At 65.2% G+C, this 21,081-nt stretch carries 38 protein-coding genes and 1 tRNA gene; 5 read left to right on the forward strand and 34 right to left on the reverse strand.

All coding sequences use genetic code 11. The features are described 5' to 3' along the window. Positions 1–17 precede the first annotated feature (17 nt). The 10 genes from FHU31_RS25005 to FHU31_RS25050 all read right to left on the reverse strand — a co-directional run bounded on the left by FHU31_RS25005 (position 18) and on the right by FHU31_RS25050 (position 7,338). Entirely contained in the window at positions 18–1,343 is a 1,326-nt protein-coding gene (locus tag FHU31_RS25005) for a phage major capsid protein (RefSeq protein WP_234901638.1), read from the reverse strand. Next, the gene (locus FHU31_RS25010; RefSeq protein ID WP_167163415.1) at positions 1,340–2,131 is read right to left on the reverse strand and encodes an HK97 family phage prohead protease; all 792 of its coding nucleotides are present in this window, start codon (positions 2,129–2,131) and stop codon (positions 1,340–1,342) included. Before FHU31_RS25010 ends, FHU31_RS25005 begins: the two co-directional genes overlap by 4 nt. After that, positions 2,131–3,432, reverse strand: coding sequence for a phage portal protein (locus FHU31_RS25015; RefSeq protein WP_167163416.1), 1,302 nt, complete (start codon positions 3,430–3,432; stop codon positions 2,131–2,133). The genes FHU31_RS25010 and FHU31_RS25015 overlap by 1 nt, the downstream gene beginning before the upstream one ends. Beyond that, the gene (locus FHU31_RS25020) at positions 3,432–3,647 is read right to left on the reverse strand and encodes a hypothetical protein (protein ID WP_167163417.1); all 216 of its coding nucleotides are present in this window, start codon (positions 3,645–3,647) and stop codon (positions 3,432–3,434) included. The genes FHU31_RS25015 and FHU31_RS25020 overlap by 1 nt, the downstream gene beginning before the upstream one ends. Next, entirely contained in the window at positions 3,644–5,446 is a 1,803-nt protein-coding gene (locus FHU31_RS25025; RefSeq protein WP_234901639.1) for a terminase large subunit, read from the reverse strand. Before FHU31_RS25025 ends, FHU31_RS25020 begins: the two co-directional genes overlap by 4 nt. Beyond that, positions 5,385–5,864 (reverse strand): phage terminase small subunit P27 family, encoded by a 480-nt coding sequence (locus FHU31_RS25030; protein WP_208411365.1) that lies wholly within the window; start codon positions 5,862–5,864, stop codon positions 5,385–5,387. Before FHU31_RS25030 ends, FHU31_RS25025 begins: the two co-directional genes overlap by 62 nt. Before the next feature lie 172 nt (positions 5,865–6,036). Then, positions 6,037–6,237, reverse strand: a complete 201-nt coding sequence (locus tag FHU31_RS25035; RefSeq protein WP_167163418.1) for a hypothetical protein — start codon at positions 6,235–6,237, stop codon at positions 6,037–6,039. Continuing rightward, the gene (locus tag FHU31_RS25040) at positions 6,234–6,596 is read right to left on the reverse strand and encodes a hypothetical protein (protein ID WP_167163419.1); all 363 of its coding nucleotides are present in this window, start codon (positions 6,594–6,596) and stop codon (positions 6,234–6,236) included. Before FHU31_RS25040 ends, FHU31_RS25035 begins: the two co-directional genes overlap by 4 nt. 3 nt (positions 6,597–6,599) lie before the next feature. Then, the gene (locus FHU31_RS25045; protein ID WP_234901640.1) at positions 6,600–6,821 is read right to left on the reverse strand and encodes an HNH endonuclease signature motif containing protein; all 222 of its coding nucleotides are present in this window, start codon (positions 6,819–6,821) and stop codon (positions 6,600–6,602) included. A gap of 103 nt (positions 6,822–6,924) precedes the next feature. Next, a complete protein-coding gene (locus tag FHU31_RS25050) occupies positions 6,925–7,338 on the reverse strand; it encodes a hypothetical protein (protein ID WP_167163420.1) in 414 nt (137 codons plus the stop codon). Positions 7,339–7,576: 238 nt separating this feature from the next. Between FHU31_RS25050 and FHU31_RS25055 the strand changes: the two genes are divergently transcribed. From FHU31_RS25055 to FHU31_RS25065, 3 genes are read left to right on the forward strand one after another with little or no spacing between them, the layout of a single operon-like run. After that, a complete protein-coding gene (locus FHU31_RS25055; protein ID WP_167163421.1) occupies positions 7,577–7,819 on the forward strand; it encodes a hypothetical protein in 243 nt (80 codons plus the stop codon). Between the two features lie 5 nt (positions 7,820–7,824). Beyond that, positions 7,825–8,172 carry a DNA-binding protein gene (locus tag FHU31_RS25060; protein ID WP_167163422.1) on the forward strand — a complete coding sequence of 116 codons (348 nt, stop codon included), beginning with the start codon at positions 7,825–7,827 and terminating at the stop codon, positions 8,170–8,172. Between the two features lie 11 nt (positions 8,173–8,183). Beyond that, a complete protein-coding gene (locus tag FHU31_RS25065; RefSeq protein ID WP_167163423.1) occupies positions 8,184–8,351 on the forward strand; it encodes a hypothetical protein in 168 nt (55 codons plus the stop codon). Positions 8,352–8,353: 2 nt separating this feature from the next. Here FHU31_RS25065 and FHU31_RS25070 read toward each other — a convergent pair whose 3' ends face one another. The 22 genes from FHU31_RS25070 to FHU31_RS32225 all read right to left on the reverse strand — a co-directional run bounded on the left by FHU31_RS25070 (position 8,354) and on the right by FHU31_RS32225 (position 19,764). Further along, a complete protein-coding gene (locus FHU31_RS25070) occupies positions 8,354–8,590 on the reverse strand; it encodes a hypothetical protein (RefSeq protein ID WP_167163424.1) in 237 nt (78 codons plus the stop codon). Next, positions 8,587–9,450 carry a DUF1922 domain-containing protein gene (locus FHU31_RS25075; protein ID WP_234901641.1) on the reverse strand — a complete coding sequence of 288 codons (864 nt, stop codon included), beginning with the start codon at positions 9,448–9,450 and terminating at the stop codon, positions 8,587–8,589. Before FHU31_RS25075 ends, FHU31_RS25070 begins: the two co-directional genes overlap by 4 nt. Beyond that, on the reverse strand, positions 9,432–9,977 hold the full coding sequence (locus FHU31_RS25080; protein ID WP_167163425.1) for a RuvC family protein: 546 nt from the start codon (positions 9,975–9,977) through the stop codon (positions 9,432–9,434). The genes FHU31_RS25075 and FHU31_RS25080 overlap by 19 nt, the downstream gene beginning before the upstream one ends. Continuing rightward, a complete protein-coding gene (locus FHU31_RS25085) occupies positions 9,974–10,201 on the reverse strand; it encodes a hypothetical protein (protein ID WP_167163426.1) in 228 nt (75 codons plus the stop codon). The genes FHU31_RS25080 and FHU31_RS25085 overlap by 4 nt, the downstream gene beginning before the upstream one ends. Positions 10,202–10,444: 243 nt before the next feature. Beyond that, on the reverse strand, positions 10,445–10,942 hold the full coding sequence (locus tag FHU31_RS25090) for an HNH endonuclease signature motif containing protein (RefSeq protein WP_167163427.1): 498 nt from the start codon (positions 10,940–10,942) through the stop codon (positions 10,445–10,447). Continuing rightward, positions 10,939–11,283, reverse strand: a complete 345-nt coding sequence (locus tag FHU31_RS25095; protein ID WP_167163428.1) for a hypothetical protein — start codon at positions 11,281–11,283, stop codon at positions 10,939–10,941. Before FHU31_RS25095 ends, FHU31_RS25090 begins: the two co-directional genes overlap by 4 nt. Then, complete coding sequence (locus FHU31_RS25100) at positions 11,280–11,555, reverse strand: hypothetical protein (RefSeq protein WP_167163429.1); 276 nt, start codon at positions 11,553–11,555, stop codon at positions 11,280–11,282. Before FHU31_RS25100 ends, FHU31_RS25095 begins: the two co-directional genes overlap by 4 nt. After that, positions 11,552–11,815 carry a hypothetical protein gene (locus FHU31_RS25105; RefSeq protein ID WP_167163028.1) on the reverse strand — a complete coding sequence of 88 codons (264 nt, stop codon included), beginning with the start codon at positions 11,813–11,815 and terminating at the stop codon, positions 11,552–11,554. The genes FHU31_RS25100 and FHU31_RS25105 overlap by 4 nt, the downstream gene beginning before the upstream one ends. Next, positions 11,808–12,605, reverse strand: a complete 798-nt coding sequence (locus FHU31_RS25110; protein WP_167163430.1) for a hypothetical protein — start codon at positions 12,603–12,605, stop codon at positions 11,808–11,810. Before FHU31_RS25110 ends, FHU31_RS25105 begins: the two co-directional genes overlap by 8 nt. Beyond that, positions 12,605–14,050 (reverse strand): DNA cytosine methyltransferase, encoded by a 1,446-nt coding sequence (locus FHU31_RS25115; protein WP_234901642.1) that lies wholly within the window; start codon positions 14,048–14,050, stop codon positions 12,605–12,607. Before FHU31_RS25115 ends, FHU31_RS25110 begins: the two co-directional genes overlap by 1 nt. Next, a complete protein-coding gene (locus FHU31_RS25120) occupies positions 14,044–14,394 on the reverse strand; it encodes a hypothetical protein (RefSeq protein WP_167163431.1) in 351 nt (116 codons plus the stop codon). Before FHU31_RS25120 ends, FHU31_RS25115 begins: the two co-directional genes overlap by 7 nt. Continuing rightward, positions 14,394–14,597 (reverse strand): hypothetical protein, encoded by a 204-nt coding sequence (locus FHU31_RS25125; protein WP_167163432.1) that lies wholly within the window; start codon positions 14,595–14,597, stop codon positions 14,394–14,396. Before FHU31_RS25125 ends, FHU31_RS25120 begins: the two co-directional genes overlap by 1 nt. 3 nt (positions 14,598–14,600) lie before the next feature. Then, positions 14,601–15,074 (reverse strand): hypothetical protein, encoded by a 474-nt coding sequence (locus FHU31_RS25130; RefSeq protein WP_167163433.1) that lies wholly within the window; start codon positions 15,072–15,074, stop codon positions 14,601–14,603. A gap of 2 nt (positions 15,075–15,076) precedes the next feature. Continuing rightward, positions 15,077–15,460 carry an HNH endonuclease gene (locus FHU31_RS25135; RefSeq protein ID WP_167163434.1) on the reverse strand — a complete coding sequence of 128 codons (384 nt, stop codon included), beginning with the start codon at positions 15,458–15,460 and terminating at the stop codon, positions 15,077–15,079. After that, complete coding sequence (locus tag FHU31_RS25140) at positions 15,453–16,712, reverse strand: hypothetical protein (protein ID WP_167163435.1); 1,260 nt, start codon at positions 16,710–16,712, stop codon at positions 15,453–15,455. The genes FHU31_RS25135 and FHU31_RS25140 overlap by 8 nt, the downstream gene beginning before the upstream one ends. A 24-nt stretch (positions 16,713–16,736) precedes the next feature. Then, a complete protein-coding gene (locus tag FHU31_RS25145; protein ID WP_167163436.1) occupies positions 16,737–17,588 on the reverse strand; it encodes a PD-(D/E)XK nuclease-like domain-containing protein in 852 nt (283 codons plus the stop codon). 227 nt (positions 17,589–17,815) lie between these two features. Beyond that, complete coding sequence (locus tag FHU31_RS25150; protein ID WP_167163437.1) at positions 17,816–18,034, reverse strand: helix-turn-helix domain-containing protein; 219 nt, start codon at positions 18,032–18,034, stop codon at positions 17,816–17,818. After that, positions 18,031–18,276: a hypothetical protein gene (locus tag FHU31_RS25155; protein WP_167163438.1), complete on the reverse strand. Its 246-nt coding sequence runs from the start codon at positions 18,274–18,276 to the stop codon at positions 18,031–18,033. The genes FHU31_RS25150 and FHU31_RS25155 overlap by 4 nt, the downstream gene beginning before the upstream one ends. Further along, positions 18,273–18,584, reverse strand: coding sequence for a hypothetical protein (locus FHU31_RS25160; protein WP_167163439.1), 312 nt, complete (start codon positions 18,582–18,584; stop codon positions 18,273–18,275). The genes FHU31_RS25155 and FHU31_RS25160 overlap by 4 nt, the downstream gene beginning before the upstream one ends. Before the next feature lie 110 nt (positions 18,585–18,694). Next, positions 18,695–18,973, reverse strand: a complete 279-nt coding sequence (locus FHU31_RS25165; protein ID WP_090364893.1) for a hypothetical protein — start codon at positions 18,971–18,973, stop codon at positions 18,695–18,697. 168 nt (positions 18,974–19,141) lie between these two features. Further along, a complete protein-coding gene (locus FHU31_RS31910) occupies positions 19,142–19,273 on the reverse strand; it encodes a hypothetical protein (protein WP_263988115.1) in 132 nt (43 codons plus the stop codon). Continuing rightward, the gene (locus FHU31_RS32225; RefSeq protein WP_167163440.1) at positions 19,270–19,764 is read right to left on the reverse strand and encodes an NUMOD4 motif-containing HNH endonuclease; all 495 of its coding nucleotides are present in this window, start codon (positions 19,762–19,764) and stop codon (positions 19,270–19,272) included. The genes FHU31_RS31910 and FHU31_RS32225 overlap by 4 nt, the downstream gene beginning before the upstream one ends. Before the next feature lie 55 nt (positions 19,765–19,819). Here FHU31_RS32225 and FHU31_RS25175 point away from each other — a divergent pair, with 55 nt between their 5' ends. Both FHU31_RS25175 and FHU31_RS25180 read left to right on the forward strand, forming a co-directional pair. Further along, positions 19,820–19,975, forward strand: a complete 156-nt coding sequence (locus tag FHU31_RS25175; RefSeq protein WP_167163441.1) for a hypothetical protein — start codon at positions 19,820–19,822, stop codon at positions 19,973–19,975. Between the two features lie 128 nt (positions 19,976–20,103). Then, complete coding sequence (locus FHU31_RS25180; RefSeq protein WP_167163442.1) at positions 20,104–20,352, forward strand: hypothetical protein; 249 nt, start codon at positions 20,104–20,106, stop codon at positions 20,350–20,352. A 59-nt stretch (positions 20,353–20,411) separates the two neighbouring features. Here the strand turns inward: FHU31_RS25180 and FHU31_RS25185 are convergent, their stop codons facing one another. Together FHU31_RS25185 and FHU31_RS25190 are read right to left on the reverse strand one after the other, a co-directional pair. After that, the gene (locus tag FHU31_RS25185) at positions 20,412–20,594 is read right to left on the reverse strand and encodes a MerR family transcriptional regulator (protein WP_167163443.1); all 183 of its coding nucleotides are present in this window, start codon (positions 20,592–20,594) and stop codon (positions 20,412–20,414) included. Between the two features lie 392 nt (positions 20,595–20,986). Continuing rightward, a tRNA-Thr gene (locus FHU31_RS25190) sits at positions 20,987–21,059 on the reverse strand. Between the last annotated feature and the right edge of the window lie 22 nt (positions 21,060–21,081).

The following is a 21,081-nucleotide window of genomic DNA, read 5'->3' on the forward strand; positions in this document are numbered from 1 at the left end:
TGAACAGCGCCATCAGGTCAGGACAGCGCGGCCTTGACGAAGGCCTTCGGACGGGTGACGGCGAACGCGCACCGCTCCTCGGCCAGGATCGCGACCATGTTCCGGATGAAGAAGTCGGCGTGCGAATCCGAGATCGTCACCGTGGTCTGCTCCCGGTCCCACAGGACGGCCTTGGAGAAGTCGCCGACCAGGATGTCGGTGTCGGGCTGGGTCTCCGACTCGACGACCGGCCGGCCCCACAGCGTGCGCGGGCCGATCGACTGCGGACCGCCGTAGCGGTACTGGCCGTTCAGGTCCTTGGCCAGGTCGATGATCTCGGCCGTCGCCGGGGAGACCACGATGGCATTCGGGTTGACCCGGCCAACGACGCGCGCCTTCGTGATCGCCTTACGGGCGGTCTCGAAGATGTCGGTCGAGAAGGCTTGGGTCTGGATGCCCGACCAGTTGCGGATGCCGGTGAAGTTCTCACCGGTGCCATCGCCCGAGAGGATCTGGCTCTCTTCGGCTTCGGCGATGTCGGCGCGCAGCTCGTCGTTGATCAGCCCTTCCAGCTGGGCGACGTCGGCGAGTGCTCGCTTGGTGGACGGCACCCATTCGGCGATGGTCTTGACGACCGCGGTGCGCCGCACGAATGCCCACGAGCCCTCGGGCTTGTAGCCGCCGTTGGGATCGCGCACCAGGTCGGCCTGCACGGTGCCGGCCGGAGCTTGCGGTGCCGCCGAGCTGGTGGCTTCCGGCACGACCGCCGCGGCGTTCGTGTGTGCGGTCTGCTCGACGTATTCCACGGTGTCCGAACCGGTCCGACGCACGGAGACCAGATCGCGGATCTTGAGCTCCTTGCGGCCGAGCATCTCCACGATGCCGGTCTGCTCGTTGACCACAAACGCGCCCGCGCTGGTGTCGGTGCCGCCGACGAACAGGCCCTTGATGCCGATCGGGTCGGACTGGATGCGCGCCTTCTCGGGGATACGCGCGGCGTCCAGGCCGCCGAAGGGCTTGAGCATCGCCTTGAACTCCGGCGACTCCACGACCTGCAGGCCCAGTGCCTTGACCCGCTCGCGGATCGGCTGCTTGCCCTGGACGTCCAGGTCCTCGACGGCGGGCTCGCCGATCTCCGCGGCCAGGCCCTTGGCCTGATCGAGGATCGCCAGATCCTGCTTGGCCGTCTTGATCTGATCGAGCAGATCCTTGGCGGCCTTGATCGCGGTGTCGTAGTCGACGCGGGTGTTGTCACCCCACTCGCTGGGCGCCTTGTCGGGGTTGGCCTCGATGATCTCGCGGGCCTTCGCGGTCTGCGCCAGCGCGGCCTTCTGGAGGTCCGCCAGCTTGGTTGCCGTCATCATGATGTTGCTGCTCCTATCTCGGAATTGGTTGCGCCGAGCTCGATATCGAGCTCCAGCAGATCCAGCGCCGAGGTATCGACGGACGGCTCCTGGCTGGCCTCACCGGTACCCGATGCCTCGGATTCCTTGCGAGACGGACCATCACCGCTGGCCTTCCCCTCGTCAGATGTGCTGCTGTCGAGAGCTGACAACACCGTGCCGATAGCGGCGTGGGCGTCGCGTAATGCGCTCTCGTTCTTGGCCGACAGCACGCGGCCAGCTTTGAGGTCGATGATGACGTGCTCGGCGATTGCCTTCACTGCCACGACCGACGTGTCCTGATTCGCGCCAATCGGCACAAACGAGAACTCATAGACCTTCAGCTCGCGCAGCTCGTACGCGCGGACACCGTTCTCCAGCTCGACACCCGCCGCGTCGATCACGTCGTACGCGAACGACAGCTGATTGAGCCTGCGGCCCTTCACAAGCCGGTAGACGTGCGGACCCTTCGGCGACTCCAGATCGAACAGGCCTTTGACCCACCAGCCGTGCCCGTCCTCGCCCATGTCCTGGGCGCCGGCCACGTAGAAATCGGGGTCGTCCATGCGGTGACCGAACAGACCCGGCAGCACCAGACCAGAGTTCTTCCACGTCGCGATGGTCTTGAGGAACGCGCCTGGTGCCACGATGTCGCCATAGGCGTCGGGCTGCTTGATGAATGTGGATGGATAGACGATGAATTCGCCTTCGGCCAAGCCGTCATCAGGACCGGCCTTCACCTTGGATACCGGTGTGTTCTTGGTGAGCATCAGTCCTCCTGGTCCTGCTCGTCGTCCGGTTCGGCCGGCGGCTTCTCGGTGCGTGTCGTCGCTGGCGCCGGGCCGCCATCTTCGGCGGGCACCGGGTTCTGATCACCGTTCTGAGTGACATTCAGCGGCCGGATCAACTCGTCGCCGCCCTCGACCGGCGGCCGGTTGTCCATCGCCCGACCCTCGTTGACAGTCAGGTACGGACCACCGATCGCCGATTGCATCGCACTGGCACGCTCCTCGAATGCGCCAGTGAGCTTCTCCCGCAGGTTGAATTCCACGTAGAAGTCGTGCGGCTTGGACTTCTCGAAGTCGGGCACCAGCTGCAGCGCGATCTCGTCCTGGATCATCGTCAGCCACGGCCCGAGCGTGTCCTGGTACAGCATCTTGTGCTGCTCGGTGATGTTGGAAAACGAGGCGTGATCCAAGATCCCGACCATGGGCGGCGGGATGAAGTACGCCGCGGCGACCTCTTCTCGAGTCAGCTTCCGACCCTCGACGTACTGCAATTCCTTCGCGGTCTGGGCGGCCGGAACGAACGTCATGCCGTCCTCGAGGATCGGTGTTCCGCCAGCCTTCGCGCCTTCGCCGACATACTGCTGCTGCCACTGCTCCCGGAACCGATCCCGCGATTCCTTCGACCAGTCACCGGATTCGGTCTTCGGCGGCCGCTTGATGTAACCCGATACCCGGGCGCCGTTGTTCATGGTCTGCTCGCGCATCCGCGACCCGGCCCAGTCCTCCAGCAGGATTTGCCGCAGCGACTCCAGCGGGGACACCCCGACGTCCTCGTTGGCGCTGTAACCGCGGAAGTACACCACCTGATCGGCGTCGTATGTCTTGCGTTCCTTGGTGCCAACCACCTCGAATTGCGCCGGGGTCAGCCAGTTATCGCCTTTGGGCGTGACCATCGACGGTGGCAGTCGGATCAGGCCCACGGTGCCGTCGTCGACCTTCGACTTCAGTAGGTACGCCACGTCATAGATGGCGTAGTCGTGCACCAGCGCGTTGATGAACCGGTATCGCGTGGTCCACGGGTTCGGCCGGCGCAGCAGCGTCGCCAGAGGATGATCTTGCAGCCGCTTCCGTTCCGTGTCGCTCTCGCGTTGGTACAGCGGCAGGCCGAGCTGGGCGATGTTGCGGGCCAGGAATGTGACGACGGTGCGCACCGCGGGCTGGGTGCGCCACAGCTTGTCGTACTCCCACGGCATCGCCGACGCGGACACCGGCAATCGGAGCGGCACGTTGAAGCTCGCGCGCGACAAGCTCTGCACCGACCCGCCAGAGACGACGAACGACATCAGTCGCCGACGATCTGCACGTAGTCGACATTCACTGCGTCGATGACGATTTCGCCATCAGCGGGCGACGGCGCCGAAGCGCCCTCGTCGTGAATCTGGCAGCGCTTCAAGACCAGGAACCGGCCCGGCGTCGATACCAGCACACCCGATACCGCGTTGCCCGAGAACAGCGATACCAGCACCTGCCGGTTCAGCCCAGGATGCCTGCGCCTCATACCACCATCAGCCCTTCGCCTTCGTCGTCGTCATATGCCGAGGTGGCCGCCGCTTCACGGGCCGCGATCGCTCGCGATATCGCCATGATGAGTGCCACCACACCGTCGATCTTGTCGCCGGCATTCGCCTTGTCAGGCTTCACATTTCCCGCGGGGTCCATCACCACCGCGAAGTTGTCGATCTCCCACCGCAGCAGCGGATTGCCGCCGTGCCGCACTATCGGTTTCACCGGGACGCCCTGGTCATCCACCTGCGCACCGACCCGGATCAGCCGTTGCAGATCCTTCGTCGGGGCCGACATGCTGGCGAAGCCCTGGCCCATCGTGATCATCGGAGCGCCGTCGCTGATCAGGTTGTTGATCAGCTGCTGCGAATTCCAGCGGTCGAAAGCGATCTCCTTGACCAGGAACTCATCCCGGTCCCGGCCGATCTGCGCCTCGATGAAGTCGTAGTCCGTCACGTTGCCCGGCGTCGTCGTCAGCCAGCCCTGCTTCACCCACCCAGACGCCGCGCCCGCCGTCCGCTCGTCGAGCGCCGCGATCGAATCCTCTGGCGCCCAATGCCGGGCCAGGAGATCGAACGTGCCGTCGTCGTTCGGGAACACCCACAGCAGCGCCGTGAGGTCCGAGGTCGATCCGAGGTCCAGGCCGCCATAGCACTCGCGACCCTTCAACCTCTCCGGAATCACTATCGAGGCGTTGACGTCCCAGTGATCCACGTCCAGATATCGGGTTTCCTGCTTGGTCCGGATCCCCAGATGCAGCCGCAGGAACCGGGCCAGCTCGGCCGGCGAATCCTTGGCCTTCTCCGCGGCCTCGACCATGAACCGCATGGTTGGCGAGATCCCCAGGCCGGGGTTCGCCTTTTTCCACGTCGACACCGCGAACGGGTCGTCGGTCTTCTCCGCGGCGAACACCACGCCGTAGGTGGTGGCCCGCTTCAGCACACCGCGCGCCAGCTTCTCGATCAGCTGCCGCTTCTCGTCATACGGTGTGTGCCGCCGCCCGGCGTCCGCCGTCGTGATGTAGATGATGAGCGGCTGCTCACGCGAACCGGTGCCGGTCTCCAGTGCCTCGATCAGCACCATGTCCTTGTGCAGGTGCAGCTCGTCGACAATCCCGCCGTGGATGTCTGCGCCGTGCTGCGCATCACCTGCGTTCGCGATCGGCTGGAAGTAACTACCGCTGGCCGCGTGCGTGATCCGATGCTTCAGAGCCCGCAGGTGCCGCTTCAGCCCCGGCGACTTGTTCACCAGCTGTCGGATCGGCTCGAAGACGAACCCGGCTTGTTCTTTCGTCGTCGCGGCCGCGACCACCTGGGCACCGAACTCGTCATCGGCGGCCGTCAGGTAGATGCCCCACCCGGCCGCCGTCGTCGTCTTGCCGTTCTTACGCGGCATATCGAAGTACGCGATCGTGATGATGCGCACCCACTTGCCCGAGTCGATCGAGCGATGCACCCACCCGGCGACCGGGGCGATCATGTACGCCACCTGCCAGCAGTCCGGATCGAACCGCTGGCCCGCAAACCGGCCCTTGGTGTGGCGCAGCTGCCGAAATGCCGCGATCACCTTGTCAACCCGCGCCGGATCGAACCGGGCACCCGGGAAGTCCCGCGGCTCCGGCGTCTTGATCAGCGGCGGGCAGTCCGGAACCGGATACCCGCGGTCCTCCAGATACCAGGCGACCTCGGGGCTGAGCTTCAGCTCGTCGAGATCGACGTCGGCCCAGGGGCTGTCAGTCGTCGCCGAGCGCGCCGGTTGCGAACGGGTTGATCTCGTCCGACCCGCGGTCATCATCCCGCTTCGACACGTTGCGTTCGCCGGCTGGCGTCAGCCCAAAGTCATTCGCGTACTGCCGCAGCCGTGTCTCGGCCTGCTCGGCGATGGCCACCGCCGGATTCTTGGTGAACCACGTCGACTCGGTGCCGTCCTTGCGCACCGACGTGTTGCGAACCACCAGGCCGTTCTTCGCGATATCCCGCGTCGCCTTCACGAACCGCGACCACACCTCGCAGTAGGCCGTCAGCGTTGCCCGATCCTCCGGCTTCACGAGGTCCAACAGCACCAGGCCCGGCACGACGCGCTTCCACTCGGCCTTCGCCTCGCGGGACAGCCACGTGGGCGGATTCGGCGCCAGCCGCTTGAATGCCGGCGGCTTCGGAACCGGTCGACCCGCGCTGTCCTGGCCCTCTTTACGGCCGTTGAGCAGCAGCAACGTGGCCGGCTGCTGAGCCCCCACCGGTCACACCCCCCACTGTGAGGAGGTTGTGCAGAAAAATTCAGAGCTACCGCGGCGGGGGGCGTGGGTGGCGGTCGTGGAGATGCGGACCCCCTTACCCCTGTGGGTGGCCTCGTGCTGGGGCTGTGTGGCCCGTGGAGCGTCGAGGTCAGGCATCGGCGGGTTTCGGGATGGCTGGGATGGCGTAGGAGCGGCAGCGGCTGTGTCCCGCGTGGCATCCGGCCGCGACGTTGCGTGAGCCTGCCATGCCGCGTCCGTGTTTGTGTCGGCCTTTGCAGTGTGGGCAGCTGACGATGATGGTGGGGCCGTTGTCGTGGAGCACACGGGCCACGCCGGTCTGCCAGCTCATGCGGGGATCCGGCTGGCGCGAATGCTTGTGGTGATGATCGGGCGGCCGCATTCGCAGAGCCTCGTGTCGACTGAGATCTGGTTGACGATGGCGCCAATACGGTTGGCGAAGTCACACAGTTTCGTCGGTTCGGGATCGATCGTCAGGTGGTGGACGTCGAGGATCGAGCCCTCGTTGACGATGGTGCGGACTGCTCCGTGCATCGGGCCGTCGCCTTCGACGGTGATCCTGATGCGGTCCGGCGTGATGTCGGGGTCGACCAGCGCGGAGGCGAGCAGCTTGAAGTCCTTGTCCCAGAGTCGAGCGATGCTGAGCTGCTTGATCGTGACGTTCAGCGGCGGGGCGAGCTCGGGGTCCATGGGTTACCTCAATCTGGTCTTGCCGCGGAGGGCGTCCGCGGTGGTCTTCTGTTGGTGGTGTGGCTCGCAGAGGGTCTGGTAGTTGGACCAGGCGTATCGGCGGTGGTCGTTCTTGGTGAGCTCGGCCAGGGGCACGATGTGGTCGACGTGGTCACCGAGGCGTGTGCAACCGGGGTGTGCGCAGTAAGGGAACTGGAGGCGGTAGGCCTTCATCGATCCGGCCATGCGTCGGTCGTCGTGGCCGCCGACGTGGGTTGAGCCTTCCCAGGCAGGGCGACACGCGCATCGTTGACCCTTTGGCGCGGGTTTTCCGCAGCGTGCGCAGGCTCTAGGCGGTGCGCTCGGCACGCGGGTCGTTCCGCAACGGGGCGGACAAGCGTTCCAGCTCGTCGTCCCAGTACTCGACAGCCAGCACGTCGCTGGCCTTGCGTGCTTCCTTCCGTGCGGCAATCGCTGCACGGATCTGCGGTTCGAGCTCGGCGGCCAGGGCGTGCAGCCGGGGAATGCCCTGCTTCCGGTACGCACTGTCGAAGGCGCGGTGGCAGGGGTTGCAGCGGGGATCGTAATGCGTTGGGTCCGTGCTGTATTCCATGCCGCGGGCGTCGACTAGTTCGGCTGGATCGGCGTGGTCGTATGACCATTGGCGCGCGGGTCGACCGCAGTCGATGCAGGCGTGGCGTCTTGCCCGTCCACGGGCGTTCTGGACGCGGGCGTGGACAGCGCTGTATGAGGGTGCTGTCATGATGGGGGCTGCTTAGCTAAGCGGCGAATGGCCGAGGAATCTGGGTCTCCAGACAGTTGTGCCTTCGGCAAATCGGAGTATCGCTCATAAATCTGCAGGTCGCAACGTTGGCGGGCCATCCGGTGTGTCGGGCATCCAGCTAACAGCTCTTGCGCGTGCGTGGGTTCGCGGGCATACTCGGCGAGTATGTATGACATACACGTTGACTTTGAGCGACTATGTATGACATACTCGATACATGGGACGCACACGGATCAAGGTCACCGCGAAGGCTCGTCGGCGCATCGGCAGCCGGGCCAACATGTTGGCCGCGCTCCGCAATGCCGGGAACCCGCTGCTGGTCGACGGCAACCGTGCGTACCTGATCGGCACCGACAGCAAGGGCGTCCGTTTCGAGATGATCCTGGTGGCCGACGACCGCGATGCCGACTCGTGGACCCTGATCCACGCCATGCCCATCCATTACCGGAAGAACTGGTGAACACCATGAGCGACAAGGACATCCGCCCGGCCGATTTCGATTTCAGCGACGCCGAGATCGAGGACGTCGACCTGGCTGAGACCGAGGTGATCGTCGACGGTGCGCGTCTCACCGACGAGCGGGCCGACGAGATTGCGGCCGACGTGCTCGCGAAGGCGCGCGGCCATGCCGAGACTCTCGTGCCGGGTGGGAAGTCGCTGACCGGCGACGGGAAGCACTCCCCGATTGTTCAGACCCGCGTGCCGGAGGTGACCCGGGACAAGCTCAAGGTGATCGCGGACCGCCGCGGTGTCGGGGTGTCCAAGGTGCTCCGGATCGCGATCGACGAGCTGATCGAACGCGAAGGCGCATAGTGGCCGAGCAGGTGCCAGCGCATAGCTGGGGGATCAAGTTCGTCAATGGCGTGCCGCTGCCGGATCCGCACTACCACTACGACGACGATCTCGGGTTCGGCTACTACGACGAGTTTTGGGGTCCGGCCTGCTGCGACTATCACCGTTCGGAGTATGAGAAGCGCGGACGCGGTAACTGAATTCAGTGGATTGGGCAGTGGGCGATTTGACGCCAGTTGCCGAGGCCGGGGCCGCCGCCGTCCCACCAGCCGATCGAGCTGATGGCTTGGTTGTCGCATTGGGCGCCCTGGTCGTCGACGTGGGTACAGCGTCCGGGGAACGGGCGGCCGTCCCACTTGGCCGGCAACCGTGGCAGTTCCGGCTCTGGTGCCGGCGGGAGCCAGCGCTCGTATCGGACGGTGAGCTCGTCGTCGGTCACTGGCCGATTTCCTTGGTGCGGAGCTTGCGCGCCCGGGCGAGGCTGTAGACGGCGGGATCGCCGCGGCGGATGCGGAATTGGACGATCTTGCCCTGGTGCATCCATCCACGCGGCCGGATCCGGCCTTCACGGATCCACTGGTAGAGCTTCACGCGGGAGACCGGTTCACCGAGGTTCTTGAGCACCTCCAGCAGCTTCGGTTCTGGTAGCAGGTCGCGGTCGACGGCGGCCTTGTCGAGGTTGCGTGCGACGTCAATCTTCTGGTCACACACTGGGCAGACCACGGTGCGCTCGTCTACGTCGGCGTACAGGCCGTGTCCGCATTCGATGGGCTTGCCGGTGTTGTCGTATCCGCGGACGGTTGGGCAGGGTCCGGCGAAGTGGCGTTCAACGCGGTTGATTGCGGTGACGAGCTGGCCGCCGCGCTGGCTGGCGCCGACGAGCTTGTTGATGTCGTGGTAGAGCGCGCCCGCGCAGTCGAGCCGCGCGATGGCCGCGGTGTTGACCTGTAGCCACCGCGCGAAGTCACGGGTGGCGTTGGTGTCGAGTCCGGGCGGGATGCGGCCGGTGTGCTTCTTGGTGACCGTCTCCACCCACTGCTGCAGCATCTTTCGTGTCTCGCGGGCGGTCTCACAGGCATCGAAGTCGATGACGGACATTTCGTGCGGGCGGCGTTGGCGGCCGATGGTGCCGTGGGGGATGCGGTCCATTCCTTGGATGCGGGCGTCGAGTTCGTCGAGCAGCCAAGGGATTTGGTCAAGCATGTTGGCCAGGGTGGTCTCGCAGTCGTCGCAGAGGTAGAGCTGGGCCTGGCGCTTGCATGCCTGGCAGACGTTCATCATCACGCCGTGGCTGGCCATTGCACCTTCTCTAGTCCGGTGGTGTGCCGGGGCTTCACGTCGAATGGCATGGGTTCGCCGAGGTGGAATGCGCCGATGAGTGCGTGGCCGATCGCGTCGGCTTCGTCGTCGCAGGTGATCGTCTGACCGGGGTACATGGCTTGCACCGCGGCGACGACTTCGGCCTTCTTCGAGTTGCCCTTGCCGGTCAGCCAGACCTTGTGCGTTGAGGGGTGCACCACAACGGTAGGGATACCGAGCCAGTCGAGTTGGCCGAAGATGCCGTGCCACAGGCCAGCTCGGTCAAATTCGTTGCCTTGGTGACCGACTGCGTAGGGGTGCTGCTCGATGGCCGCGAGGTCAGGTTTCCAGCGGCCGACGTCGTTGACGACGTCAGCGGCGAGGCGGCGGATACGTCGACTGCGCGATTGGTAGCTCGCGCCGTTCTTGCCTGGCCGGCCGTGGTGGTTGTGGTGCACGAGGCGTCCGTCTTTGATGACGGCTACGCCCGTGCTGGTGAGACTGGGGTCGATCCCGACGACGATCATCGGGGCCGCCGGAAGGTATGCGGCGCCGCGGAGAGCGTGTATGGGCTGGGTGGTTCGCCGAAGTACTCCGGGTATTGGTAGAGCGTCTGCCCGGTCACCAGCTCTGAGACGGTGTTGAGTGCGAGCCGCGCGGCCATGCAGATCACGCAGAGCGGGCGGAGGTAGTGCTGGTGGTGGAAAGCGTCGGCCGGTTCGCCGATCTCTTTACCGGGCCCCATTTCCATTGGGACGGTGTTGCATCCTTGGCACCAGATGATCATGCGACTTGGTCCTTCCGGTGTGGGCAGTCGTCGCGGTGGCGACCGTTGACGGCGGGGTAGTACAGGCAGACCTGGCACGGTGGCGGGAACATGGTGCAATCGGCGCGGTGCTGACCGGTCGCCTTCAGGTGGAGTCCACAGCCCTTGCACCAATCGGAGTAGTTGGCCTGGCCGCCTTGGCGCCAACGGTCACGCGAGATCGATTCCTTAGACATCGGCCACCTCGATACGGTCGGCATCGTTGAAGCTGAACAGGGCATTGCGCTTCGCGACTACCGCGGCCTCGGCTTGCTCTGGTGTGTCAAATACGCCGACGTAGACGCGCTTCCCGAAGTGCATAACGGCGCCGCGCCAGCGTCCGCGATGCCGCCATACTCCGCGGATGCCTGTCCGTGAATCACTATGGGCACCTGTGAGGTTCTCCATGTTCTGCTTGCGGGTCGACGGCCGGAGGTGGCTCGGGTTCACGCAATTTGGCCGGTGGCAACGGTGGTCGATATCGGCTCCAGCCGGGATCGGGCCGACGTGTAGCTCGTACGAGTAACGGTGCGCGCCGGTGGTCTCGCCTCTGCCAGAGAAGAACGATCCGTACCCGCCTTTGCCTTTCGTGCTGCCCAACCAGACCCAGCAGTTGCTGCCCAGTAGTTCGCACCATGGACCCGAGGGGTCAACCTTCGCCCAGAATCTCGCCTCTACGTTGCTCACAGCTGCTTGACCTCGCGCAGGACATCAGGCCGGGTGTCTCGCGCTGGCGCACCGCAGGTTCCGCAGGTATAGCGGCCAATCATGTTGAGCCGGACCAGATGTTGGGCGACGACGATGGTCAGGTCGGACAGGCACTTGAGGCAGAGCAGGAACGTGTAGTTCCCGAAGTGGTTGATCTTGGTGTCGGCGGCCTGGGTGTTGCAGTGGTCGAGTGCGTGGAATTCGACCTGGACGGCGGCGTTGCTCTTGCAGTCCTTGTCGCAGCCGTGCATTTCGCATTGGCAGCGAACGGTTTTCCAGTCGAGGTGGGCGATGGCGGCCAGGTCGTCGGTGGGCATCATTCGCGCACCTCGCGGATAGCGATCACGGCGGCGTGGATGATCGTGTCGAGCACCTTCGGCGTGGGGTTCAGGTGGCTGAGCGCGATGTCGGTGATGTAGCGCGAGATTGCCGCTCGGGCGGCCATCATCTGCATCTCGCTCGGCAACCACACGTGACCTTCGGGGAGCACCACCGCCGGGTCGAGGTAGTCGATTGGGGCGTCGGGCGAGAACATGCACCCGCTGATGTGTGGTCCGGTGATCGGGGTGTTGCAGCACCAGGTGCGGTTCATCGCTGGTCCTTCCGGGGTGGGAGTTGGGCTCGGACGAGCGCGGAGCCGCGGGCCGCCGCCGCGGTGCGGTCGACGTGGTCACACGCCTGCAGGCCGCGGTACCCGTCGTCGTCGCAGAGCCTGCAGTTGGCGATGGCGGCCCGGGTGAGGTGTGCGCCAGCTTCCGGGTGCTGGTCGTGGTACTCGGCGATCCCGGCCTCGTAGGCCTGCAGCCGGGCGGCGCGGTCCGCGGCGAGCAGCTCGGCGTTGCGATCAGGCATGGGACACCACCGCGGCGCCGTGGGTGCACTTCACCGAATCCGGTGTCGTCTGGCCGGTCTCGTCGGTCGTCCAGCCGTACTCGTCGCAATCCGGGCAGTCGGCCAGGACCCGCTTGCGCTCGGCCTTCGCCGCGGCCGCCGATGCCTCGACGGCGCTGCCGTGCTCGGCTTCCCATGCCTGGCGTCGCTGCCGGGCGCCGCCGCAGGCGCGGCACGGCGCGTCGGTGCCTTCCGGATGCTGCGGGCAGAACTCGGGGGGCGGGGTGTTCACGCCCGCGTCTGCTGAGGTGACCTCTCCCCCATACGTAACCACAGGATTAGGTGATGGTGATGGTGTTGGTAATGGTTCTGGTGTTGGTAGGGCGGACTCCCGCTGGTGTCCCACCGGGACAGACGTCGGGACAGTCTCGTGACCGTTGCGGGACATTTCACGTTCCCCCTGCTTAGACGGTCGACTGATGCGCTCGCGCTGCTTGCGTTTCCGTTCAGCCTCAGCCGCACGGAAATCCACAACCTGTTGCTTGGTCTTCTGCCACTTCGCCCAATTCGAAAACTGCACGCCGTCCTCGACGCGCTCCCACAGTCCGGAGTCGACGAGCAGGTCGACGATTTTCGGGGTTCCGCCGAACTCCTCGACCACCTCGGCGGGGATGTGTCCGTCCGTCAGTTCCTTGGCCGACCACGAGCCGGTGAGGGTCCAGAGGCCGATCGCCGTTGTCCGGTACCGGCGCGGGATGCGCATGACGGGCTTGCTGTTGGCGAAGCCGTCATCGACGTTGAACCACGGCATTACGCTGTCGTCTCCGATCCGGGGGTCAGCGATTCGACGCCAACGCCTACGAGATCTCGCGCGTTCGGCGGGCACACCGCGTTGCCTGCGAGCCGGGACTGTTCGCGCCGGTTGCCTCGCATCACGTAGTCGGCGGGAAAGTCCATCGCCCGCTTCGTCTCTCGCGGCTCCAGCATCCGGAAGAGCACATCGTTGATGTCGATGGCCGGTCCGAACGCCAGGCCGTCCGTCTCGCGGGTGGTGCGGGTTGCGATGGGATCTGTATCCGGTGCCGCGGCGTCGCGCCAGGTTCCGCCGGTCGGCGTGAGCAAGGCGTGGCGCTCAGTGGCGGTGACCGTGGCCAGCGCCTCACCTGCGGGCTTTGTCGACCCGTTGCCGTAGTAGGCGGTCACCAGGCCGTGATGGTTGCCGGATGCGGTGACGGTAGCCAGAGCATCCGATACCGGCCGATGCTTCGACCCGCCGCCGCGCAGTTCGGCCATGAACGCCAGCGCTGTCTCGGCCCGAGCGGTCATGGTCCTAACCGGCTGGCCGGCTGGTGTCGCTCGCTTACCGTCACGGCCTTCCACCGGGACCAGCAGCGGCGCCCAGTACCGTTCGATGCCCGCCTGAATGCGGGCCATCGTCTTGTCCGCGAGTGGCTTCGCTCGGTCACCGATACGCTGACCGAGCAGATCCCAGTCGATGATCTCAGCGGCCGAGCGGAACGCCGGTTCGACAGTCTGGTTGCGGCAAGCCACGTTCGGGCACCGATAGACGTACTGTGCGCGGTAGCGGCCCCACAGAGGCCGGTCGGCACGCTTCCAGGACTGGATGGCGCGGACAGGCCCACAGGTTGGACACACAGCCGCCGGCCGGGTGAGCCGGTCGAAGTCAGGGCGTCGGTTTCCCTTGCGCCAGAACACGACATACATGCGATCGCGGGACTGCGGCGCGCCGGGCCCAAACGCCTGTGCGTGCATGCTGTTGACGAACACGATGTGGTGCTCGTATCCGAGGCTGTCCATCGCCATCAGCCACGCTCGGAAAGGCTGCCAGTGATAGGCATCAACGACGTTCTCGACGAACACCAGCTCGTAGCGGTGGTATTCAGTGAAGCGGACAACGTCCCACATGGTGGCCCGAGACCGCTCGGCGGCCTCGTCGGGCAGGATCTCGCCGAACAGGTCCGGCTGCGCATCAGCGCGTTTGCGGCCTTTCGCGATGGTGTGGTTCGTGCACTCTGGCGAGAACCACCCCATCGTCGTACGAGGGAATAGGCGCGGGCTGATCTGCGACAGATCAGCACAGCGGTGATCAGTGGTGGGGTGGTTGGCGCTATGCGTCTCGATGGCCAGTGGCCAGTGATTCGCCGCCATTACCACTTCGACGTCGGGGATCTGGATGGCGCCGGTCGACGATCCGCCGGCGCCACAGAACATGTCAGTTAAGGTCAGCATCACCATGCGCTTCGTAGGCATGAGGCCGCGAAAATAATGCGGCTGAGTTGGATTGGATTGCAGTCGGTTTCACCACACAGCTGCTCGTACAGCGGCGGGTCGACATCATCCACGACCGGGTGCTCGGCGTGGATGGACAGCCGGTTGACGAACACCTTCAGCGTCGCGGTCACCGCCGTGGTGTCACCCGCGCTGATATAGATCGGTGATTCGGACGGCACCAGCACCGGCAGACCGTTGAGCAGCACGCGATTCGGCAGGATCACCGACTCGCCGCCGTCGCCGGTCAACGGCTGGCCTTCGCGCTTGACCTCGATGATGTCCAGATCGACACCACGCCCGATCGCCATCAGCCGCGCACCTTCCCGATCGGGTACTCGTCGTCGGCCTCGGAGGCCGGATCGGGGCTGGGCCCAGTCACTTCGGTGCAGCGGGGGCACACCCAGCCGTCCTCAGACGGCTGGGCGGCCACCATGGCACGCTGCGGGCAAATCTCGCACTGCACCAGGAACCCGAGAACGGTGCCGGCGTAGTGCTCTCTCCCGGTGCCCACGGGCTATTCGGCGTCGGAGAAGCCGGGGCGGTCGACCTCGTGCTCTTCGACCTCTGCATCCGACTCGTCGTCGGACCCTTCGCCGTCAACACCCTCATCGTCGGCGTCGGGATCCTGGCCGTCGAACAGCGTCGGCTGATTCGCCGCCGCCTCGGCCGCGGACTCGGCGTCCTTCTGGGCTTGGGTCTTCTCGATCTCCGGCTCCGGATCGCCCGGCTTCCAGATGGCCTGGATCTGGAGATCGCGGCGGTAGCGCACTTCACCATCGGAGCGCAGCAGCGGGCCATGCTCTCCTGTGCAGCGGGTGCGCACCATGAAGTACTCGATATCGCCGACTGCCGGCGGATTCACTACTGCGGCGGGGGTGGTGCCCAGCGCGAGGTACGCGGGCTTGATCTCCAGATTGGCGTCCGGGTCTTCGACGTTGTCGAGCGCGTTGGTGGTCGGGATGTCTTCGGGCTTATCGGTAACGAGCATGGTCAGACTCCTATCGGTTGGGTTGTGTTGCGGTGGAAGCGATCGTGCTGGTTTTCGGACGGCGTGCCGTACCGAAGATTCGAGAGATGGTTGTTCAGCGGGTCGTCGTCGCAGTGGAGTGCGTGGAGGCCCGGCGGGCGCGGCCCGACGAATGCCAGCAGCACGAGGTGATGGACCTTGATCCGCCGTTGCCGCTCACCTGATTTGAGGGTCACCCGCAGATACTTCTTCCACGGCGGCCCTGCAAGTTCGGGCTTGAGCATCCGGCCAGGCTGGTTGGTCAAGTGGCACCGGAGGACCTGCCGCGGCTTTGCGAGGACGCGGCCATGGTCGGACACCTCGTAGAGGTCCTCCCAGTCGGGAACAGGCCGCCAGCGCTCAGTCATTGGAAGCCTGGGCTTCTTCGGCTTCGAGTTCCTTCAGCGCGGCTGCGTTGAGCCAGTCGTTGACGGCGTCGGCGAGTGTCCCGGCCTCGCTGTGGCCGTGTAGCGAGTTGCGCAGCTTCTGCAGTTCGTCGGTGGTCAGCTCATTCGAGGACGCGACTTGGCGGCCGACGATGGCCTCGATGACGACCAGGCGGTCCTCGTGGTTCTCCTTCTTGGCCAGGTCGACCTCACCGAACAGCGAGAAGATGGCGCCGGTCAGCGATGCGCGGGCCGACTTTTCGAGATCCGAGCTCGGCGCGGTGGCGGCCGGCGGATTGTCCGCAGGTGGTTCCGGTTTTTCCCCCGAGATCGAGGCCTCGGCCGACTCGTCTACCTGCGGTTTGTCCGGATTTGCTTCATTCGGTGTGGAATTTCTACCGGCATTGTTGCTTTCCGTGTTGTCCGCGGGATCGTCCACCACTTCGGCGTCCTGGGGCGGCTCGGCAGCGGGTGCCGCAGCCTTCGCGCGGGTGCGCTTCGGCTTCGTAGCGGGAGCCGGGGCGCCGAGGATGTCGTCGGTGGTGACGGGCTTCGCCACGCCGCGTTCGGTCGGCGCGGGTGGAAGCGCCGAATCATCCCAACGCTCGGACTCCAGCTCCTCGCTCGTGTACGAGATACCGAGCAGGACATCAGGCGCCATTTCGCGGCACACCTCGGACTGGGCCTTGGCCTTCAGCATCGCGATCGGGTCGGTGATGTACTTCTCGTTGCCCTGCAGATTGCCGCGCGCGTTGGTCTTGTACTTGCCGGTCTTCGGGTCGATCTCGGGCACGTAGCCAGCTTTGGTAGCGCGCTCGATAGTCCAAGTCGACTCGTAGACATCGCCTTCCAGATCGACACCGACCACGGTGACGGACTCCTCCGACTGGGCAGAGGTGCGGATGCGGTAACCGCGAGCCTTGAGCAGCGCCACCATCGTCCGGGCCTCCAGCGACGGCATGCCGTGAATCGGGATGATGCGCTGCAGCGACTGGATCGGGTTCAGGCCAAGCTCGGCGCCGTACAGGATCGCGGCGGTGGCGTCCTCCTCCTTCCGGAAGAACCGGGTGGGCACCATCGTGGTCAGCACCATCTTTGAGGCCAGCTCGTAGGCGGTCTGCATCATCTCGGCGTGCGCGACGAGCATCTGCTGCGCGACGGCAGATGGGTTGTGCGCGGCGGGCAGGACGTTGATGGCGGATTCTCCGCGGGTGGCGATATCGGTTGTGGTCATTGGATGTTTCCTTCCGGGCGTGGACTAGCTGGCGACGTGTAGTAGGGATTCCTGGCGTTCCCGCCGCCAGTTCGACATGCCGACACGGTGAACAACCGGGGGGATGCCGGGCCATTCATTGCTGGCTTCGCACTCTGCGTAGATCTCGATGGCTCGACGGTTCAAACGCCGCCCCAGATCTACAATCTCGGGGTCGATCTCGCACACGGCAACGTCATACGGGGGTTTGTTCGACTGCAAGACGAACACGAATCCGAATCCTTCGAACCCATGCTGGATCAGACCGTCCTCATACCAGGCCTGCTGCTGGTGGTAGCCGAACTTAAACACCATGTCTTCGAAGTGATCTACCTCCGCAGAGGTCGACTGCTTGTAGTCGACGACGATGCGGCGAGGCCGACGTTTTGTCGGTTCGGTGATCCAGTCGGTGCGCAACCTGCAGCGGATTCTCGTCGCGTCGTCATGCCAGTAGCCAGACATCTCGGCGGTGCCGTCTGTGAACAGGTTGCGTGCTAACGGGTGGTCAAACACAACGCCTGCCATACGTTGTGCAGTTTCCATCTGTGCCTTCGTGATCGGCGTCAGACCGTCCAGCCGCGCTTTCGCCTCAGTGGCCTTCCACATGCCGGTCGCTGTGGGCTTTTGGGACTGCTTACCGTCCGCGGTGAGACCATGAATTTTTGGGTCCATGACCTTGAACTGGTTGCCTTCGCCGAGCACCATCTTGTGTGCGCAGTGGCCAAAGTCGTACTCGGGCTTAGGCTTCTGCGGTTCGTGCCGATCGTTGTAGAACTGCTTCGGGGTCTGCCTGATCAGCGTGCGCGCCCCAGTCGACGACAAGCTGGTGGGGTCTGCGTGGTAGATGTTCTCGGGCACGACGAGTGGCGAGTACATGGCGTCATTTGGTGGGACGCCAGGCGGCAGATCGGTGCGTACCCCCGGGAGCGCCACGTGATCAGACTCCCCTGTGCACCCGCGTTGATCTCGGCATGCCGCGCACAACCACATTCGGCAGCACGCCTGGTGGCTGAGCTTTTCGCCGACGAGCTGGCGGGTGTGGCGGCTGGAGTACCCGCACCCCTGGCACTTCACCGGCGGCGCGGTCACAGCGCGATCCATCCGCCGCGCCGCCGCATCAGCTGCTGCGTGCGAGCCGCTTCCCGCTTCACGTCCTCCGACCAGCCGCGGCCGGGAAACCGCCGGCAGATGATCGACGCGTTCCGGCCGAGCGTGCGGGCCACCTCCCGGTACGAAGCACCCTCCTCGAGGAGCGTCTTCGCGGCTTGGGCGTCGGCCTCGGTGAATGGCCGCCCGCTGCTCACGACGCCACCTGCTCGGCGTATCGGCTTGCCGGGTTGAGTGGATGATCCGGCGGCAGGGGGTAGTCCGGTGCTGTCCGGATCGCGGCCACGAGCGCGATGAGCGAGATGATGTCGACCGCACCACCGAGCGCGGCACAGATCCGCCATTCCTCGTCGGTGATGCCGAGGATGAACTGGTCGGCGAACTCACCCATCGTCTTGATGTTCTTGGCCTTCGCGAGACCACCATTCAGCAGCGTCACTGGACACCCGCCTTTGGCGTCACGTCGAAGTCAGCCATGATCGCCCCGACGATCGCCGGGAGATCGCTGGTGTTGGCCTCGTGGATCTTCGACAGACGGCGGATGAGTGCCGCCTCGGTGCGCTCCTGGACCGCGCGAGCGTCGAGCTGCTCGGCGACGTGCCGCAGATTGGATGGGCTCCACTCGATATCGGTGACAGCCCGAGCGAGCGCCACGCCGCGGTGGTACTCGACGGTGGCCTCTTCGAGGACGCCGGCTGCGAGCCGCATACGCGTCGGTAGGTCGAGGAGCTGAAACTCAGCGGACACGGATCGAGGTCGGCCACCGCCGCCACCGCAGGCACCGACGGTTACAGCACCGCGACTATGGATGGCTGCCGGCTCGCCGCGTCCGCCGCCAGCGGCGGTCACACTGTCGGTCATCGTGCACCTGCCAGGCGGTTGATGCGACGCGACCGGCGGGCAGCCTTGTTACGCTTCCGACGATGCGCAACCACAGCCGGATCGACTGTCCCGGCATAGATGTGCTTGCCCTGCAGCGCGGCGAAGATCGGCGACGGCCGGAACTTCCGCCCCTCGGCCGGCTCCCACTTGCCGAGCAGCTTCGACGTGTCGGCCGCGGGCCCGGTGTAACCGGTCGCTGCCGCCTTCCGCTCGGCGTCGGACAGGAACGGGCCCTGTACGCGAATCGATTTCATCGGGCCATCACCCCGATGCAGGCCCCGACCTCGACGGCGGCCATCATCAGCCACATGATCGGAATGACTTTCTCTCTCAGCATGATTGCTCCTTCAGGTCGGTCACGCGCAGGCTGAATCGGTTGGCTCGGTGTCGGCCGCGGTAGAGGTGGCGGCGCAGCAGCGCGATCACTGGGCGGCCCCCTGCTGCTGGGCGGCGAGCGCGGCCAGGCGGCGCGCGTCGGCCGGCGTGAAGATCGCCGTGCGGAGCTGGTGGCCGACCTTCGCGGACAGTTCGTTGGTGACGGCACGCGTAATCACTGCGCACCTGCCGGGATCAGGGCTGACTGAAGCCTCGTGCGGGATCGTTGTTTGGCGAGTCGCTGGCAAGTACGGCAGCGGCGAAAGCTCAGGCCAGGGCAGACATTGGAGCCTGTGAGGGGGTGGCCATTCTTGCAATGGGTGCGCCGCGCGTACGGGTCATTGCCGTTTGCTACTCGATCCAGAGCATTCTCCGAGTGCGTCCCCCAAGTCAGATTTTCCAACCGGTTGTCCCGGGGATCGTCATTGATATGTCGAGTGACGGCACCGCTTGGCCGGGGTCCGATAAACGCCTCAAGAACCATCGCGTGCACGTACGGCGTTTTCCCGCGGGGCACGCTTACGCTCGGGTAGCCACGCTGGGATTTGAGGTGTTGCGGTATGGGTGCGCCAGAGGTAGCGCTTCGGACCCGTCCGCGGTCGGACACCTCGTATTCCGGGTGGCTGGGCACGACCCGCCACTGTTCGGAATTAGAGTTGGTTGTTGACATGGGATTTGCCCTTCTTTCCTGATGTCGAAGGGCGTCGCGCCCCCTGGACCGGGGCGTGGCGCCCGATCTAGAGGTGGTGCTGTGGGTGGTGTGGCCCGACTTCCCCAGCCGGGCCACACCAGTCCGGGACCCCGCGGGCGCCGGAAGTTCTGCGGAATGCCAGCCAGGCGCCGAAGCGCAGCGCGGCGGCGATAGCGAAGGCCAGCAGTAGGCCGTCGAGGTTCATCGGTCGCCCCAGCAGGGTTCGTCGGGGTGGCCGGTGGCGGTCGGCGTGGTACCGCCCGCCACCGGCCGGTCTCCTACGCTTCCGGTGTCAACGACGAGCGAAGGAGAAGAATCATGACGACCGAAGGTCTGTCGATGGGTGAGTTCACGCACGTGCTGCACTACGGAGGTCAGCGTTACGCCGTGATGACGGAGCACGCGCAGGACATCTTCGAGGCGATGCGTAAGGCCACGCTTGGGACCCACGGCGTCGCGGTCATGGAGGCGACTGATCTGGATACCGGTGAGAGCGCAGTATTGAACTTTTTGATTGGCCCGGGCATCTCGATCGCGGTGGCTGGTCCGCCGCTTAGCCTCGGATAGGCCTTTGACGTAGGCGTGCATGTGGATCACGCCGTCGTCGCCGAACACCTCGGCGGCGCTCACGCGGAAGCCTCGACCCCGAGCAGCGCCTCGATATCACTCAGGCGGAAGCGGTAGTGCCCGCCGGGCGTGGTGAATGCGGGCGTGATCTTGCCCTCGGAGACCCATCTGCGCACCGCTGACGAATCAACGCCGAAGCGATCAGCAACACCGCTTGTAGTAATAAGGTCCACTTTGGGCATGCCGAAAGAGAATCACATCCGTGTAAGTAGTGTCAAGGTCCACTTACGGTGCGATTCGCTTCTAGGCGTGCAAACCGGGCAGATTGCGCGAACAGTGCGGAACGTGCAAAATGTCACCCATGAGCGTGGAGCCAGAATCGCGACCATGGGTACCAGACGACAGCGCCTTTGGAGCGCGACTAGCGATGGTGCGCCAGCGCATGGGCTGGAACATCAAAGAAGCGGCCTTCGCGTGCGGCGTCAAAGGCACGTCGTGGCGCGGATGGGAGCTTGAAGGTCGCCGACCGCGCGACCTCGACGATGTCTGCCTGAAGATCGCAAGCCACACCGGCTGCAACGACTACTGGCTGATGACCGGCCGCACAACACCAAACGGCGGTGGGGGTGGAGAGAGCCGCCCGCGGGAATCGAACCCGCGACCTTCTCATTACGAGTGAGATGCTCTACCGACTGAGCTAGGGCGGCGGTGCCTGGCCGATCTGGCAGG

Origin of the sequence: Mycolicibacterium fluoranthenivorans (genome assembly GCF_011758805.1) — a bacterium.
GTDB lineage: Bacteria > Actinomycetota > Actinomycetes > Mycobacteriales > Mycobacteriaceae > Mycobacterium > Mycobacterium fluoranthenivorans.

Excerpts from the sequence above, each read along its gene's own strand:
- FHU31_RS25005 (WP_234901638.1), bottom strand. The coding sequence starts at position 1,343 with ATGATGACGGCAACCAAGCTGGCGGACCTCCAGAAGGCCGCGCTGGCG.
- FHU31_RS25010 (WP_167163415.1), bottom strand. The coding sequence starts at position 2,131 with ATGCTCACCAAGAACACACCGGTATCCAAGGTGAAGGCCGGTCCTGAT.
- FHU31_RS25015 (WP_167163416.1), bottom strand. The coding sequence starts at position 3,432 with ATGTCGTTCGTCGTCTCTGGCGGGTCGGTGCAGAGCTTGTCGCGCGCG.
- FHU31_RS25020 (WP_167163417.1), bottom strand. The coding sequence starts at position 3,647 with ATGAGGCGCAGGCATCCTGGGCTGAACCGGCAGGTGCTGGTATCGCTG.
- FHU31_RS25025 (WP_234901639.1), bottom strand. The coding sequence starts at position 5,446 with ATGATGACCGCGGGTCGGACGAGATCAACCCGTTCGCAACCGGCGCGC.
- FHU31_RS25035 (WP_167163418.1), bottom strand. The coding sequence starts at position 6,237 with ATGAGCTGGCAGACCGGCGTGGCCCGTGTGCTCCACGACAACGGCCCC.
- FHU31_RS25040 (WP_167163419.1), bottom strand. The coding sequence starts at position 6,596 with ATGGACCCCGAGCTCGCCCCGCCGCTGAACGTCACGATCAAGCAGCTC.
- FHU31_RS25045 (WP_234901640.1), bottom strand. The coding sequence starts at position 6,821 with ATGGCCGGATCGATGAAGGCCTACCGCCTCCAGTTCCCTTACTGCGCA.
- FHU31_RS25050 (WP_167163420.1), bottom strand. The coding sequence starts at position 7,338 with ATGACAGCACCCTCATACAGCGCTGTCCACGCCCGCGTCCAGAACGCC.
- FHU31_RS25055 (WP_167163421.1), top strand. The coding sequence starts at position 7,577 with ATGGGACGCACACGGATCAAGGTCACCGCGAAGGCTCGTCGGCGCATC.
- FHU31_RS25060 (WP_167163422.1), top strand. The coding sequence starts at position 7,825 with ATGAGCGACAAGGACATCCGCCCGGCCGATTTCGATTTCAGCGACGCC.
- FHU31_RS25075 (WP_234901641.1), bottom strand. The coding sequence starts at position 9,450 with ATGGCCAGCCACGGCGTGATGATGAACGTCTGCCAGGCATGCAAGCGC.
- FHU31_RS25080 (WP_167163425.1), bottom strand. The coding sequence starts at position 9,977 with ATGATCGTCGTCGGGATCGACCCCAGTCTCACCAGCACGGGCGTAGCC.
- FHU31_RS25085 (WP_167163426.1), bottom strand. The coding sequence starts at position 10,201 with ATGGAAATGGGGCCCGGTAAAGAGATCGGCGAACCGGCCGACGCTTTC.
- FHU31_RS25095 (WP_167163428.1), bottom strand. The coding sequence starts at position 11,283 with ATGATGCCCACCGACGACCTGGCCGCCATCGCCCACCTCGACTGGAAA.
- FHU31_RS25100 (WP_167163429.1), bottom strand. The coding sequence starts at position 11,555 with ATGAACCGCACCTGGTGCTGCAACACCCCGATCACCGGACCACACATC.
- FHU31_RS25105 (WP_167163028.1), bottom strand. The coding sequence starts at position 11,815 with ATGCCTGATCGCAACGCCGAGCTGCTCGCCGCGGACCGCGCCGCCCGG.
- FHU31_RS25110 (WP_167163430.1), bottom strand. The coding sequence starts at position 12,605 with ATGCCGTGGTTCAACGTCGATGACGGCTTCGCCAACAGCAAGCCCGTC.
- FHU31_RS25115 (WP_234901642.1), bottom strand. The coding sequence starts at position 14,050 with ATGGTGATGCTGACCTTAACTGACATGTTCTGTGGCGCCGGCGGATCG.
- FHU31_RS25120 (WP_167163431.1), bottom strand. The coding sequence starts at position 14,394 with ATGGCGATCGGGCGTGGTGTCGATCTGGACATCATCGAGGTCAAGCGC.
- FHU31_RS25130 (WP_167163433.1), bottom strand. The coding sequence starts at position 15,074 with ATGCTCGTTACCGATAAGCCCGAAGACATCCCGACCACCAACGCGCTC.
- FHU31_RS25135 (WP_167163434.1), bottom strand. The coding sequence starts at position 15,460 with ATGACTGAGCGCTGGCGGCCTGTTCCCGACTGGGAGGACCTCTACGAG.
- FHU31_RS25140 (WP_167163435.1), bottom strand. The coding sequence starts at position 16,712 with ATGACCACAACCGATATCGCCACCCGCGGAGAATCCGCCATCAACGTC.
- FHU31_RS25165 (WP_090364893.1), bottom strand. The coding sequence starts at position 18,973 with ATGAAATCGATTCGCGTACAGGGCCCGTTCCTGTCCGACGCCGAGCGG.
- FHU31_RS32225 (WP_167163440.1), bottom strand. The coding sequence starts at position 19,764 with ATGTCAACAACCAACTCTAATTCCGAACAGTGGCGGGTCGTGCCCAGC.
- FHU31_RS25180 (WP_167163442.1), top strand. The coding sequence starts at position 20,104 with ATGACGACCGAAGGTCTGTCGATGGGTGAGTTCACGCACGTGCTGCAC.
- FHU31_RS25185 (WP_167163443.1), bottom strand. The coding sequence starts at position 20,594 with ATGCCCAAAGTGGACCTTATTACTACAAGCGGTGTTGCTGATCGCTTC.